9 protein-coding genes are annotated in these 16238 nt (G+C 46.1%); 6 read left to right on the top strand and 3 right to left on the bottom strand.

Annotated features, from left to right (window positions below):
* The first annotated feature begins 140 nt into the window (after positions 1-140).
* Complete coding sequence (locus H6G59_RS08160) at positions 141-527, top strand: hypothetical protein (RefSeq protein WP_190713221.1); 387 nt, start codon at positions 141-143, stop codon at positions 525-527.
* A 312-nt stretch (positions 528-839) separates the two neighbouring features.
* Here the strand turns inward: H6G59_RS08160 and H6G59_RS08155 are convergent, their stop codons facing one another.
* Together H6G59_RS08155 and hisD are read right to left on the bottom strand one after the other, a co-directional pair.
* On the bottom strand, positions 840-1268 hold the full coding sequence (locus H6G59_RS08155) for a universal stress protein (RefSeq protein WP_190713219.1): 429 nt from the start codon (positions 1266-1268) through the stop codon (positions 840-842).
* 181 nt (positions 1269-1449) lie between these two features.
* The gene (hisD, locus tag H6G59_RS08150; protein ID WP_190713217.1) at positions 1450-2769 is read right to left on the bottom strand and encodes a histidinol dehydrogenase; all 1320 of its coding nucleotides are present in this window, start codon (positions 2767-2769) and stop codon (positions 1450-1452) included.
* A 781-nt stretch (positions 2770-3550) separates the two neighbouring features.
* Between hisD and rpsT the strand changes: the two genes are divergently transcribed.
* The 5 genes from rpsT to H6G59_RS08120 all read left to right on the top strand — a co-directional run bounded on the left by rpsT (position 3551) and on the right by H6G59_RS08120 (position 15440).
* Positions 3551-3838, top strand: a complete 288-nt coding sequence (gene rpsT, locus H6G59_RS08145; RefSeq protein ID WP_190713269.1) for a 30S ribosomal protein S20 — start codon at positions 3551-3553, stop codon at positions 3836-3838.
* Between the two features lie 36 nt (positions 3839-3874).
* Entirely contained in the window at positions 3875-4660 is a 786-nt protein-coding gene (locus H6G59_RS08140) for a TatD family hydrolase (RefSeq protein WP_190713216.1), read from the top strand.
* Positions 4661-5493: 833 nt separating this feature from the next.
* Positions 5494-8967 (top strand): DNA-directed RNA polymerase subunit beta, encoded by a 3474-nt coding sequence (locus H6G59_RS27285; protein ID WP_242038818.1) that lies wholly within the window; start codon positions 5494-5496, stop codon positions 8965-8967.
* A gap of 94 nt (positions 8968-9061) precedes the next feature.
* Complete coding sequence (locus H6G59_RS08125) at positions 9062-10939, top strand: DNA-directed RNA polymerase subunit gamma (RefSeq protein WP_190713214.1); 1878 nt, start codon at positions 9062-9064, stop codon at positions 10937-10939.
* 172 nt (positions 10940-11111) lie between these two features.
* Positions 11112-15440, top strand: coding sequence for a DNA-directed RNA polymerase subunit beta'' (locus H6G59_RS08120; RefSeq protein ID WP_190713212.1), 4329 nt, complete (start codon positions 11112-11114; stop codon positions 15438-15440).
* 339 nt (positions 15441-15779) lie between these two features.
* Here the strand turns inward: H6G59_RS08120 and H6G59_RS08115 are convergent, their stop codons facing one another.
* Positions 15780-16166: a hypothetical protein gene (locus H6G59_RS08115; protein ID WP_190713210.1), complete on the bottom strand. Its 387-nt coding sequence runs from the start codon at positions 16164-16166 to the stop codon at positions 15780-15782.
* Positions 16167-16238: the final 72 nt, after the last annotated feature.

Below are 16238 nucleotides of genomic sequence, written 5' to 3'. Positions count from 1 at the left end.
TTTGAAAAATAAAATAGCGCCCAACCTGATCCGTTCCAGCCCAAACTGGCAATATGGTTTAAACTAATCTGGCATATTCAATATTTACACTTAGCTAATTGTAAGTTTTTCACTAGTCTTAAATCTTAATCAAGTGAATTATGAAATTTTCTCTTTTCACCTTAGCCATTGTAATTGGTGCTATTTCAGCCGTAAGCATCGCTATCACTCCCCGTGCTGATGCTAAACCGAAACCAGTGTCTGCTATCACCAATCAAGGCAATCAAGCGGCAGATTTAGTGACTGAACCAGCCACAATTAACAATAAGTGGAATAATGTCTCTGAATTCAGTGCCGATTCAGGTTTCAGAGTAAATGATCCAGAATGCAAAAAAATTGACCCTCTGAAGTACATCAACAATCCAGACACTTTTTTTCAACCATGTCCATCAGTCAATGATTCAATGAGTCAAAATGCTGAACCAGTTGAGTATTTAAAGGTTCCTCGGCTTGATTCTGGGCTGAGTGTGACGGTTACTAATTTTTGATTAACTAAGTTTAAAAACTTTAGGGACTTTCAAATAGAAAAATCCCCAATTTGTAGAGTGGGTTACGCTGCGTAATCCACCATTATCCCCTAAATTTATGGTGGGTTACGGACTACTGTCCTAACCCACCCTACGATTTTTTGGTGTTTTCTTAATCAAGCATAATCAGGCAGGGAAACTCATTCAAGGCAGTGGCTTCCATCCTCACTCTCTTACCCCCCTGAACGGTTACTTTTCACTACCTAATTTTTTCAAAAAGACAGGTATATCAACTTCAATAAAGTCAAAAAATATCAAATCCTTATTTTTAAATTACTTACCTGGTTTTACCACCAACACCGAACAATTAGCTTCTTCCATGACTTGAGTACTAACAGAACCCAGAACAATTCTCTTCATCCCAGTTAAACCACGACTACCAATCACAACTAAGTCTACTTTATAAATATTAGCTAGTCGTACAATTTCATCGGCAGGATCACCATTTACAAGTTCTAGTTCACTTTTGACTGGTAACTTTTCTTGGTAGGATTGCAGATGCTTTTCAATATGGAAATAAGAAACATTGGGTGATTCTGGGTGAGGACGATCAGCGGGTAATTCTATTTCTGACTCTGCTGTAGGAAATACATGACAAAGAATAACTTTGGTGTTTGATGACAGCACCAAATCATCTAAAGTCTGAATTACTCGATCTGCAATTTCCGAACCATCCAGAGCTACTAAAATAGTTTTTAACACCGCTTTTTTATCCTCAAAAGTAGACCCCTAAAATCATCACACAGGGATTTGGATTGGTGTTAACACCAACTAATTTCCCAAATGTGAACCTTACTTTAGTTTATTAAAATCACAGACATAGCACCACTAACTAAGGAGTAACTTTTGTCAAGTGCATTAAGGAAAAAATATGCCTTCTAAATCACTCTTCAACTCGTCGTCTTACTGATTCAGCATGGGAGGGCAACCCTTCAGTGTTAGCTAGTATGTCAATTGCACCAGCAACGTTTTGCAATGCGGTTGCTGAGTATTGTATAATACTAGAATGCTTGAGAAAAGTTTCTACACCCAAGGCAGAAGCGTAACGGGCAGCACCGGAGGTTGGTAAGGTATGGTTAGGCCCTGCCAAATAGTCACCTACGGCTTCTGGTGTTGAGTAACCCAGGAAGATTGCGCCAGCATGACGAATCTGAGACATTAAAGACCAAGGATCTTTAACTTCTAATTCTAGGTGTTCAGGCGCAAATTCATTTGAGAGTTCTGCTGCTGCTGCCAGGGATTCGACTACAACAATTAAGCCATAATGAGCGATCGCTTTTTCTGTGTCTATCCGTCGGGGGTGATCTACTAATTGTCTATCTACGGCTAATTGGACTTTTTTCGCCAAACCAGCATCTGTTGTCAACAAAATTGCTGCCGCCATTGGATCATGTTCAGCTTGTGCCAATAAATCCGCTGCCACATGGGCAGGATTGGCTGTTTCATCAGCAATAATCAGCACTTCGCTTGGTCCTGCTAATGAATCAATACCCACTGTTCCATAGACTAATTTTTTAGCTAAGGTGACATAGATGTTACCAGGGCCAGTAATCACATTCACTTTGGGAATCGTTTCTGTACCATAGGCTAAAGCCGCGATCGCTTGAGCGCCTCCAACGCGATAAATTTCTTGTACCCCTGCTTCTTGGGCTGCCACTAACACTGCTGGATTAATCGCCTTGCCTGCGCCTGGTGGTGTTACCATCACCACACGGGGTACACCAGCTACTTTGGCTGGAATCGCATTCATCAGCACTGTACTTGGATAGCAGGCGCGACCACCGGGTACGTATAACCCCGCCCTGTCTATAGGGGTATAGCGTTTGCCTAGCACTACTTCATCATCGCCAAAGTGTACCCAGCTTTTTGGTACTCGCTGTCGGTGAAATGCTTCAATTTGACTGCTGGCCAGCCGAATCGCCTGGAGCAAATCTTTCGATACCTGTTGGTAGGCTGCATCCAGTTCAGAACCTGTAACCCTCAATTCTTCAGGCTTCAGGGTTTGGTTATCAAATTCGGCAGTATAATGCAATACAGCTTTGTCGCCTTGGCGTTTCACTGCTTGCAACACTTCCCGCACCGTTGCTTCTTTGTGAAGCAATTGTTCATCGTGGGTGCGATCGCCTTCGGCGCGTCGGAGACGTTCACAGATCCGTTGCAGTTCTGCGCTAACGTCTGCCTGCTGAGTAATAATTCGCAGCATGGAGTAAGGACAATGCCAAAACTATAAATATTTCTGCTTGAGAATTAGTTTTGCTCTTGACCCACTAAGGGATAAAGCTTATTCTAATCCTCTTCTCTAGCTTAACCTGGATTTTTTTGATACTCCCAGATTTGCCAACAGATGATTTGCTCAAAAGCGACTTTTTTATTCCTGCCAGCTTGTTAGTCTAGCGGATGGGAGCTTGTCTGACTCTTTACACAGCCCTTCAATCTCTTGGTATTTCTACAATCACCATTTTATCACGGCACTCAAAAGTAGTTATCTGCTTTTTTCACACATTTTCAAAAAGGCGCTACAGTTGAAGACTTTGTGAATTTTCTGACTCCGAATCGGGATATGGGGTTGAGGGCTTTGTTTTGTTTCCCATATTTATAGCAACGGGCAGGGCGGTTAGGACACCCACTGATTATAAAACCTAGACACCAAAAGACTTTATTAGACTGTTAAAATTGGACGAAGTTACAATTGCAGGACTTACGCACGGGATATAAACAATATGGGTTTAAGATTGTTTTTCGGTGATCGCAATCACGAACCTACGTTAATCTTGCGTAAGTCCTAAATCGCAGTCTAATTTCTGTCCCCGCGTCACCGTGTCGCCCTTTCTTTGCGTCTCTTCGTGAATGTCGCTGCTATATTTTATGGCAATTGGAGATTGTTTGTGAGATTTTTTGCAGAAATTATAACATTGGCAATTTGGATGCTATACTAGTAAGCCTAGTAGTGTGTGTACATATTAATAGTCTTTTTGGGATTGACTGTGGCGAATACAAAATCTGCTCTTAAGCGCGCCGAAATCGCAGAACGTAACCGACTGCGTAACAAAGCATACAAATCAGCGGTAAAGACGCTGATGAAAAAGTACTTTAGTGCTGTTGAAGTCTATAAAGCTAATCCTACCCCAGAATTAAAACAAGCGGTGGATGCCCGGATGTCCGAGGCTTACAGCAAAATTGATAAAGCTGTGAAGCGGGGTGTGCTTCATCCCAACAACGGGTCTAGGAAAAAGTCAACATTAGCTCAGAGACTAAAACCACTCAACGTGTAGTCAAGAGTTCAGTAGCAACCTGACAACTGACAAATCATGCAACTGATAGACACCCACGTACATCTCAACTTTGACCTTTTTCAGCCAGATTTAGCAACTGTGCGATCGCGTTGGCAAGAAGCAGGAGTAGTACGTTTAGTTCATTCCTGTGTTCACCCTGAAGAGTTTGCCAGTATTCAATCCATAGCCCATCAGTATCCTGAACTCAGTTTTTCTGTAGGCTTACATCCTCTAGATGCAGCCAAATGGCACCAAGAAACAGCAGAGAAAATCAAATTTCTGGCTAGATCTGATGCCAAAATTGTAGCAATAGGAGAAATGGGACTGGATTTTTACAAAGCAAATAACTATGAGCAACAGATCATGGTATTAGAGGAGCAACTGGCGATCGCATCCGAACTGAATTTACCAGTGATCATCCATTGTCGTGACGCAGCAGTGGCGATGAAAGAAGTATTGCAAAAATGGCGAAATAGTCAAGGAGAAAGAGTGCGGGGTGTGATGCATTGTTGGGGTGGAACGCCAGAAGAAACCCAATGGTTCCTTGATTTAGGCTTCTACATCAGCTTTAGTGGGACAGTAACCTTTAATAAAGCTAAATCCATACAAGCATCCGCTGTTATGGTAAGTAGCGATCGCCTATTAATTGAAACAGATTGCCCTTTTCTGGCTCCCGTACCCAAACGAGGTGAAAAACGCAATGAACCTTCCTATGTCCGTCATGTAGCGGAGCAATTAGCTAAGTTGCGGGGGGAAACTGTAGAGACAATTGCATATCAAACTACCGAAAATGCTTGCCAACTATTCCGTCTGTCCTTATAGAGTAAGATCAAATCTGGTCTGTAGCTTGGCTCATTCAGCATTAAAGAAAGCAATTCCCCTTGCTTTCTTCTGACTAGTTTGTAGCAGGCTGATAAAAAATCAGACCGAGGAAGACAAAAATGTGCTAGTATTATTCCCTCCAAAACATTTTACTTGCGCCATAATGGTAAAGGAAAGAATTTGTAAATTATCAGAGAGCTAATTATTAAACGCTGTTATTAACTTGACCGTCGTGATGAAAGATTTGTGAAATTTTTGCAGATAAAATCCGAAATTATACGGACGTATATCTATCTCTACAGGCGGATGCTCTCAGTAGATAACCAACCGTGGCAACCTAAAAGTTAATCAAGACTTGTGTGCAGCAGTGGATTTTTGTGTATTGAACCTATAGATAGAAAATTCTTAAACGTAATAGCCTTGTGAGTAAAATCCAGCCAAATAAATCCATCCTGATTCAGATCCGTATCTTGCGGATTATTCAGATTTGGGATCTCACTGTGAGTATGGATGAGGTCTTGTAAAAACACAAAGAAAGTGAACCAGCGCAGATTAATCAACCCTCCATTTGGAGGGGAAGTGAGGAAAGCAAATCAAAATCAACAAGAATATCTCAACCATAGTCCGAGTGTGGAAATAATTTCCTAGAGAGGTATTTTGTAGCTTATTGCTTCCAAATCAAGGGTGATTACCCCCGTAGTAATTCATAACTGAATAATAGAGCCTACGGCAATCTCCGCGAACGTAATTTGTAATTTTTCAATTACAAATTACGAATCACGAATTACGCATTAATTCCAAGGTAGTTTAACCAGGTTGACAAAGGTAGAGGCATGACTAACGAAACATATATGGAACCAGCCTTTCTGTTACCCGACTTGATTGAAATCCAGCGTTCAAGCTTCCGCTGGTTTTTAGAAGAAGGGCTAATAGAAGAGTTAAACTCCTTTAGTCCAATTACAGACTACACTGGCAAACTAGAACTGCACTTTTTAGGAAACAACTACAAACTCAAAGAACCAAAGTACAGCGTCGAAGAATCCAAAAGACGGGATAGCACCTACGCTGTGCAAATGTATGTCCCCACACGCTTGCTGAACAAAGAAACCGGGGATATCAAAGAACAAGAAGTATTCATCGGCGATTTGCCCTTGATGACAGATCGCGGTACGTTTATTATCAACGGCGCAGAACGAGTCATCGTCAACCAAATAGTTCGGAGTCCTGGAGTTTACTACAAATCAGAAATTGATAAAAACGGACGACGGACATATTCAGCCAGCTTAATTCCTAACCGAGGTGCATGGCTGAAATTTGAAACAGACCGTAACGATTTGGTGTGGGTACGCATCGACAAAACCCGCAAACTCTCGGCACAAGTACTACTCAAAGCTTTAGGTTTATCAGACAACGAAATCTTTGATGCCCTGCGTCACCCAGAATATTTCCAAAAAACCATCGAAAAAGAAGGGCAGTTCTCCGAAGAAGAAGCCCTGATGGAATTGTATCGCAAACTGCGTCCAGGTGAACCACCCACAGTCTTAGGTGGACAGCAACTCCTAGACTCCCGCTTCTTTGACCCTAAACGCTATGACCTAGGAAGAGTTGGTCGCTACAAACTCAACAAAAAATTGCGGCTATCAGTCCCCGACACCATGCGCGTGTTGACACCAGGGGATATCTTAGCCGCAGTTGATTATCTCATTAACCTAGAATATGACATCGGCAACATAGACGACATCGACCACCTGGGAAATCGCCGAGTTAGAAGCGTCGGTGAACTGCTCCAAAACCAAGTCAGAGTTGGTTTAAACCGCCTAGAACGCATCATTCGCGAACGGATGACCGTATCAGATGCCGAAGTTCTCACCCCTGCTTCCCTGGTCAACCCCAAGCCCCTAGTAGCAGCCATCAAAGAATTCTTTGGTTCTAGCCAACTCAGCCAGTTTATGGATCAGACCAATCCCCTAGCAGAACTGACCCACAAACGCCGACTCAGCGCCCTAGGCCCAGGAGGATTAACCAGAGAAAGAGCCGGCTTTGCAGTGCGAGATATTCACCCTAGCCACTACGGACGCATCTGCCCCATTGAAACTCCAGAAGGTCCCAACGCCGGACTGATCGGTTCCTTGGCTACCCATGCCCGTGTTAACCTATACGGCTTTTTAGAAACACCCTTTAGACCAGTAGAAAACGGTCGGGTGCGGTTTGATGTCCAGCCGGTGTATATGACCGCCGACGAAGAAGACGACCTGAGAACAGCCACAGGCGACATTCCCCTAGACGAAAACGGCTACATCAAAGGTCCCCAAGTTCCAGTCCGCTATCGCCAAGATTGGGCAACCACCACACCTGAACAAGTAGACTATGTGGCAGTTTCCCCAGTGCAGATAGTCTCAGTCGCCACCAGCATGATTCCCTTCTTGGAACACGACGACGCAAACCGAGCGCTGATGGGTTCCAATATGCAACGCCAAGCAGTCCCTCTGCTTAAACCAGAACGCCCCCTCGTTGGCACAGGTTTAGAAGCCCAGGGCGCGAGAGACTCCGGTATGGTGATAGTTTCCCGCACCGATGGCGATGTCGTCTATGTCGATGCCGCAGAAATTCGGGTGAGGGTCAGGGAACAGGTCAAAGAAGACACTCTTACACGAGGACACGGAGACACGGGGACAGGGGGACACGGGGACACGGAGACACGGGGACAGGGGGACAATCTCTCCGCGTCACCGCGTCTCCCTCTCTCCGCGTCCTTTTCTTCCGCGTCACCGCGTCTCCCCATCTCCGCGTCCTCTTCTTCCCCCCCCAAAGAGATTAGATACGTTCTTTCCAAATACCAACGTTCCAACCAAGACACTTGCCTGAACCAAAAACCATTGGTGAGAACAGGGGAAAAAGTCGTGGCTGGTCAGGTTTTGGCTGATGGTTCCTCCACAGAAGGAGGAGAACTAGCACTAGGACAAAACATCGTTGTTGCTTATATGCCTTGGGAAGGCTACAACTACGAAGATGCGATTTTGATTTCCGAACGCTTGGTGCAAGACGATATCTACACTTCTATTCATATCGAAAAATATGAAATCGAAGCTCGACAAACCAAACTCGGACCCGAAGAAATCACCAGAGAAATTCCCAACGTCGGTGAAGATGCCCTCAGACAATTAGACGAACAAGGCATAATTCGCATTGGTGCATGGGTAGAAGCTGGGGATATTCTAGTGGGAAAAGTCACCCCCAAGGGTGAATCTGACCAACCCCCAGAAGAAAAACTCCTCCGTGCCATCTTTGGTGAAAAAGCCCGTGATGTCCGCGATAACTCTCTGCGAGTTCCCAACGGCGAAAAAGGCCGGGTAGTGGATGTGCGGTTGTTTACCAGAGAACAAGGTGACGAACTACCCCCAGGGGCAAACATGGTAGTGCGGGTATATGTTGCCCAAAAACGTAAAATCCAAGTCGGCGACAAAATGGCAGGGCGACATGGCAACAAGGGGATTATTTCTCGCATTCTCCCCGCCGAAGATATGCCCTACCTGCCCGATGGTTCTCCTGTAGATATAGTCCTCAATCCCTTGGGTGTACCCAGCCGGATGAACGTGGGTCAGGTGTTTGAATGTTTATTAGGTTGGGCAGGCCATAACCTCGGAGTCAGATTTAAGATTACTCCCTTTGATGAAATGTATGGCGAAGAATCTTCCCGCCGCATTGTCCACGGCAAACTCCAAGAAGCCAGAGACGAAACAGGCAAAGACTGGGTCTACAACCCCGACAATCCTGGCAAAATCATGGTCTATGACGGTCGTACTGGGGAACCCTTTGACCGTGCCATTACTGTGGGTGTAGCTTATATGCTGAAGCTGGTGCATTTAGTCGATGACAAAATCCATGCCCGTTCCACAGGCCCGTATTCTTTGGTGACTCAACAACCCCTAGGTGGCAAAGCTCAACAAGGTGGTCAAAGATTTGGAGAAATGGAAGTGTGGGCGCTGGAGGCTTTTGGTGCAGCTTACACTTTGCAGGAGTTGTTAACTGTCAAGTCCGATGATATGCAAGGGCGCAATGAAGCCCTCAACGCCATTGTCAAGGGCAAAGCCATTCCCCGTCCGGGAACTCCAGAATCTTTCAAGGTATTGATGCGCGAGTTGCAATCTTTGGGTTTAGATATTGCTGTCCACAAGGTAGAAACTCAAGCAGATGGAAGTTCTCTAGATGTGGAAGTTGATTTAATGGCAGACCAAGCCGCCCGTCGCACTCCACCCAGACCAACCTATGAATCACTTTCTCGTGAGTCATTGGAAGAAGACGAGTAGGTAATGGGTAATAGGTGATGGGTAATGGATAAAAGTTTTTTTTACCCATCACCTATTTCTTTTTTTAATTTTAAATTTTTCATTTTTAATTCTCATGAGATCTCCCCAAACTAATCAGTTTGACTACGTGAAAATCGGACTGGCTTCTCCAGAACGCATTCGAGCCTGGGGTGAACGGACTTTGCCTAATGGTCAGGTTGTGGGTGAAGTGACCAAGCCAGAAACTATCAATTACCGGACGCTGAAGCCAGAGATGGATGGTTTGTTCTGTGAACGCATCTTTGGACCAGCTAAGGACTGGGAATGTCATTGTGGCAAATATAAGCGTGTACGTCATAGAGGCATAGTTTGCGAACGCTGTGGAGTAGAAGTCACAGAGTCACGTGTCCGTCGTCACCGCATGGGCTTTATTAAGCTCGCAGCCCCGGTAGCTCATGTTTGGTATCTCAAGGGCATTCCTAGCTATATTGCTATTCTCCTAGATATGCCCTTGCGAGATGTTGAACAAATCGTCTACTTCAACTCCTATGTAGTTCTCGCTCCCGGCAACGCCGACACCCTCACCTACAAACAACTCCTCAGCGAAGACCAGTGGTTAGAAATCGAAGACGCAATCTATAGCGAAGATTCCCTATTAGTTGGTGTCGAAGTAGGCATTGGGGCAGAGGCACTGTTGCGACTATTGGCAGATATCAACCTCGAACAAGAAGCCGAAAACCTCAGAGAAGAAATCGGCAACGCCAAAGGACAAAAACGCGCCAAACTCATCAAACGCCTGCGGGTAATTGATAACTTCATCGCCACTGGTTCCAAACCAGAATGGATGGTCATGGAAGTTATTCCCGTCATTCCTCCCGATTTACGCCCTATGGTGCAACTCGACGGCGGTAGATTCGCCACCAGCGACCTAAACGATTTATACCGTCGGGTGATTAACCGCAACAACCGTCTAGCTAGACTGCAAGAAATATTAGCTCCAGAAATCATCGTCCGTAACGAAAAACGGATGTTGCAAGAAGCCGTTGATGCCCTCATCGACAACGGTCGGCGCGGACGGACAGTAGTCGGCGCAAACAACCGCCCCCTCAAATCCCTCTCCGATATTATTGAGGGAAAACAAGGACGCTTCCGCCAAAACCTGTTAGGTAAACGGGTAGACTATTCAGGACGTTCGGTCATTGTCGTCGGGCCGAAGCTGAAAATCCACCAATGTGGACTACCCAGAGAAATGGCCATAGAACTGTTTCAGCCTTTTGTGATTAACCGGTTGATTCGTTCGGGCATGGTCAACAACATCAAAGCCGCCAAAAAGCTAATTTCTCGCAATGACCCCAGCGTTTGGGATGTGTTGGAAGAAGTAATTGAAGGGCATCCGGTGATGTTAAACCGCGCCCCCACCCTACACCGATTAGGGATTCAGGCCTTTGAACCCATATTAGTCGAAGGGCGAGCCATTCAACTCCATCCTCTGGTCTGTCCAGCCTTTAACGCCGACTTTGACGGAGACCAAATGGCAGTTCACGTCCCCCTGTCGTTGGAAAGTCAAGCCGAAGCCAGATTGTTGATGTTAGCTTCTAACAACATTCTTTCCCCAGCCACAGGCAAACCCATCGTCACCCCTAGCCAAGACATGGTATTAGGAGCATATTATTTAACAGCCGAAAATCCCGCCGCAACCATTGGCGCTGGTGGATACTTCGCCTCCCTCGATGACGTGATTATGGCATATCACCAAGACAAAGTAGAACTTCATGCCTATATATATGTGCGGTTCGATGGCGAAATGGAAACTAGTCAACCAGACACCGAACCATTGGAAATCATCGAAAACAATGATGGAACTCGGACATTGTTGTATAAATTCCGCCGCGTTCGTCAAGATGCCCAAGGAAATTTGATTTCTCAGTATATCTACACCACTCCCGGTCGAGTGATTTATAACAAAGCCATTCAAGAAGCCCTGGCAAGTTAGTGCCGAGTAGTGAGTACCGAGTAATGAGTAATGAGTAATGAGTAGTAGGAAAGTTATACATAACTTCTCTACAGGGATTTTCACTCAGCCATAAACACTATTTAGTCTTTATACTCAGTACTCACTACTCAGGACTTATTAAGTATTAATTTTTAATTGGAGCCAAGCGACTATGATTTTTCGTAACGTTGTTGTTAACAAAAGTCAGCTGAGAAACTTAATATCCTGGGCATTTACCCATTATGGAACAGCCCGCACCGCCGTCATGGCAGACAAACTCAAAGACCTAGGGTTTCGTTATGCCACCAAAGCCGGAGTATCCATCAGCGTAGATGATCTCATGGTTCCGCCCTCCAAGCGATCGCTCCTAGACGCAGCCGAAGAAGAAATCCTCAGCACCGAAGCTCGGTTTAAACGCGGTGAAATCACCGAAGTTGAACGCTTCCAAAAAGTAATCGACACCTGGAACGGAACCAGCGAAAGCCTCAAAGACGAAGTAGTTGCCCACTTCAAAAAAACCGACCCCCTCAACTCAGTTTACATGATGGCCTTCTCTGGAGCCAGAGGTAACATCTCCCAAGTCCGCCAACTAGTGGGAATGCGCGGACTCATGGCAGATCCTCAAGGGGAAATCATAGATTTACCCATCAAAACCAACTTCCGAGAAGGACTCACCGTCACTGAATATATCATCTCCAGTTATGGAGCCAGAAAGGGACTAGTAGACACCGCACTCCGCACTGCCGACTCAGGATATCTCACCCGCCGACTAGTAGACGTATCCCAAGACGTAATCATTCGGGAATTTGACTGTGGCACCACCAGAGGCATACCCCTACGAGACATGACCGAAGGCGCAAAAGTCCTCATCCCCATTGGCACCAGACTCATGGGCAGAGTAGTAGCCCAAGACGTAATTCACCCCACCACCGGTGAAATCATCGCTCCTCGCAACACCCCCATGGATGACGACCTAGCCGCCCTCATTCAAGCAGCCCAAGTCAAAGAAGTCATGGTGCGGAGTCCCCTCACCTGCGAAGCAGCCCGTTCAGTATGTCAACACTGCTACGGCTGGAGTTTGGCACACGCCAAAATGGTAGACCTAGGAGAAGCAGTGGGTATCATTGCTGCCCAGAGTATCGGTGAACCGGGAACCCAGCTAACCATGCGGACTTTCCACACCGGCGGCGTATTCACCGGCGAAGTTGCCCAACAAGTCCGCTCCAAAATTGACGGTGTGGTCAAAATCTCCCGTAAACTCAAAACCCGTCCCTATCGCACCCGTCACGGTGAAGACGCACTCTACGCCGAAACCAACGGACTCCTAGAAATCCAAAACCCCAAATCCAAAGGTGCAGACCCAGACACCCAAACCCTAGAAGACAAACACCAAGAAATTCAAGTCACCCAAGGTTCCACCCTATATATTCACGAAGGACAAAAAGTCAAACTGGGGCAGCTGTTAGCAGAAGTTGCCCTAGGAGGCAGAACCACCCGCACCAACACCGAAAAAGCCGTCAAAGACGTAGCCTCAGACCTCGCCGGAGAAGTGCAGTTTGCTGATGTGGTTTCTGAACAAAAAACCGACCGTCAGGGCAACACCACTACCACCGCCTCCAGAGGTGGATTGATTTGGATTCTGTCTGGAGAAGTATATAACCTGCCTCCAGGAGCAGAGCTAGTAGTCAAAAATGGTGACAGCATAGAAACCAATGGTGTCTTAGCTGAAACCAAACTCACCAGTGTGCATGGTGGGGTAGTGCGGCTGCCAGAAATCATCCCCGGTAAAGCCACCAGAGAAATCGAAATCATCACCGCTTCAGTAGTCCTAGACCAAGCCACAGTCACAGTCCACAGTTCCCAAGGGCGGAATAATTATTTAGTGCATACAGGAGAAGGTTACAGGGAACAGGGATACGAGGACACGGGGACAGAGGGACACGGAGACACGGGGACAGGGGGGCAGGGAGACAATCTCTCCGCGTCACCCTTCGGGTTCGGAAGTGATGCCTCCGGCACGTCCTTCGGACGAACGGACTCGACGGGAACCGCCAAGACTCCGACTTCCTCACCGCGTCTCCCCATCTTGGCGTCCTCTTCTGCCCAGACCTTCAATCTCCGTGCCACCCCTGGAACCAAAGTACAGAATGGTCAGGTAGTTGCCGAGCTAATTGATGACCGTTATCGCACCACCACCGGAGGATTCTTGAAATTCGCCGGTGTAGAGGTTCAGAAAAAAGGCAAAGCCAAGCTGGGTTATGAAGTAGTCACCGGTGGCACACTGTTGTGGATTCCTGAAGAAACCCACGAAGTCAATAAAGACATTTCCTTGTTGATAGTAGAAGATGGTCAGTTTGTCGAAGCCGGCACAGAAGTAGTCAAAGACATCTTCTGTCAAACCAGCGGAGTCATAGAAGTTACCCAAAAGAACGACATCTTGCGAGAAGTAGTGATTAAGCCCGGTGAACTGTTGATGGTCGATGACCCTGAAGCGATTATGGGGCGCGACAACACCTTCCTTCAACCCGGAGAAGAACTCCTAGGAACAGTCGCCACCGAACTTCGCTACATTCAATATATAGAATCCCCCGAAGGACCCGCTCTGTTGAGTCGTCCTGTAGTGGAATTTGCCGTTCCCAGTAACCCAGACCTGCCTTCCACTACCTCAGTTAGCCAACAAACCGGACGCTCCATTCAACTCAGAGCCGTGCAACGTCTGCCCTACAAAGATTCTGAACGAGTCAAATCTGTAGAAGGAGTAGAACTGCTGCGGACTCAGTTGGTATTAGAAATTGAGCAAGAAGGAGAACAAGATCATAGTTCCTCACCCTTAGCAGCAGATATTGAACTAGTCCCCGACACAGAAAATCCAGAACTTCAGCGGTTGCAGTTGGTGATACTAGAGTCTTTAGTCATTCGTCGAGACATTGCTGCTGATGCTACCCAAGGAGCAACCCAAACTACCCTAGAAGTAGAAGATGGGTTAAGCATTGTCCCCGGCTCAGTAGTAGCACGGACACAGATATTGTGTAAAGAAGGCGGCATAGTTAGAGGAGTGCGAAAAGACGCAGAAGCAGTGCGCCGTTGCTTAGTCTTGCGTGACAATGACATGATCTCTATCTCTACCACCACCCCGCCCAAAGTCAAAAAAGGTGATTTGTTAGTTGAAGGAACAGAAATCGCCCCCGGTGTCTTGGCTTCAGAGTCGGGGCAAGTGGTATCAGTAAAAGCAGGTGACAGGTTACAGGTTACAGGTGACAGTAAAGAAGAAAGTTCTTCCCTTGCACCCCATACCCCACAGCCTACCTCCTACTCGATCACGCTGCGCGTTGGTCGCCCTTACCGAGTCAGTCCAGGAGCAGTGTTGCAGATAGAAGATGGGGACTTGGTGCAACGGGGAGACAACTTAGTGTTATTGGTATTTGAACGGGCGAAAACCGGAGACATTATTCAAGGTCTACCCCGCATTGAAGAACTGTTAGAAGCCCGTAAACCCAAAGAAGCCTGCATCTTGTGCCGTCGTCCAGGATTGGTGAAAGTGGTGTATGGAGACGGTGACGAAATCACCAGCATCACCCGTGAAGCCTATGCCATCAAAGTTGTAGAATCTAACGGAGTCATCACCGACTATCCCCTCGGTCCCGGACAAAACCTCATGGTTCCTGACGGCGCTCAGGTTTTAGCGGGTCAACCCCTGACAGATGGACCCTCCAACCCCCACGAGATTTTAGAAATATTCTTTAGTCTCGGTTCCGAAGATGGCATTTATGCCTGTGCTAGTCATGCCTTGCAAAAAGTGCAGAGCTTCTTGGTTAACGAAGTGCAGATGGTTTATCAGTCCCAAGGCATTGATATTGCTGACAAACACATAGAAGTAATTGTCCGGCAGATGACCAACAAAGTCCGAATTGATGATGGTGGTGATACCACCATGTTGCCTGGGGAATTGGTAGAACTGCGCCAAGTAGAACAAGTCAACGAAGCTATGTCTATCACCGGTGGAGCAAAGGCTCAATACACCCCTGTGCTGTTGGGTATCACCAAAGCATCTCTCAACACCGACAGTTTCATCTCCGCTGCATCGTTCCAAGAAACCACCAGAGTCTTGACTGAAGCCGCCATTGAGGGCAAATCTGACTGGCTGCGAGGCTTAAAAGAAAACGTGATCATTGGGCGGTTGATTCCGGCTGGTACTGGCTACAACACCTATGAAGAGACTACCACCATTGATGACTATGGAACTGACCTAGGGACAGGAGTTTTGGATGAGGTTGATGATTCTTTAGACATGGTGTTGGATGATCGCACAGCCAAGCTTTATAGTCTTGATGCTCCTGGTTTGGGGGATGGTAGTTATGGAGGCAAAAGAGACTCCAAGTCGGTGTTAGATGATGATGATGATGATGATTTGATTGCTGATGAAGTTAGTGATTTGGTAGAGGAAGAGGAAGAGGAAGACTACGAGGAGGATGATGATGATGATGATTTCGATGAAGAATAAAGCTCAAAGATAATCGTTGAAAGGGCAAAAGAAATTAATTTATCTTTTGCCTTTTTTTGTCCTCAGTTTTGCTTTGGGAAGCGGTAGCAAATGTGAGATTGCAGAGAGTCATAGAATTGATCTGGTATTTATCCTCAAAAACCTCTCTCCTTCGTTAGCACAGCGTTCGGTGGGCATAGTCGAGAAGCTTGTGAAAACCAACCTGATCCTATTCAAGTAGTATAAGTAATGGGACAGAATTAATTACACAACTGATTTTTCTGTTCCCAGTTAAGAGTTAAGAGTTCCCTCTCTCAACGAGTGAATTTAATTTTGTCCGACTACTTACTTTTTACAGATTTATATTTTCTGACTTGCCAAAAACTGACGCAAACTTAACAAGGTCAGCGTTTGCCCTAACTTTAAAGGTAAAATTGACACACCTTCTAGGCGAGACTGTACCCAACCCTCTCCCCAGTACCACTCGTGAAAACCATCAATACCGTTACTGAGTAGCAAGCGCAGACAATTAGGTTTTACCACATCAACATGATGATGTATTTGAACTAACCCAGTTGAAGTAGTAAAATCAAATCCGGTTTCCAGTGTTTCTGGCATTCCAGGGGCAAAACTTTGTCCTAAAAGCCATTTTTGCAGTTGTGGCGGTCGCAGTAGACTATCGTGAATGGCATTTACTGAAGCTTTAATTTCAATGCGTATTTGGCTTTGTTGAAAATTACCTAGCATAGTGATTAGTAATTGGTAATTGGTAATTGGTAATTGGGAAAGAGGGTTGTCGTCAATTCAAGGGTTTAAATC

Origin of the sequence: Anabaena lutea FACHB-196 (assembly GCF_014698305.1) — a bacterium.
Classification (GTDB): Bacteria; Cyanobacteriota; Cyanobacteriia; order Cyanobacteriales; family Nostocaceae; genus Anabaena; species Anabaena lutea.
The sequence above is the reverse complement of the archived record's forward strand: the minus strand, read 5'-3'. Positions and strand labels throughout refer to the sequence as shown.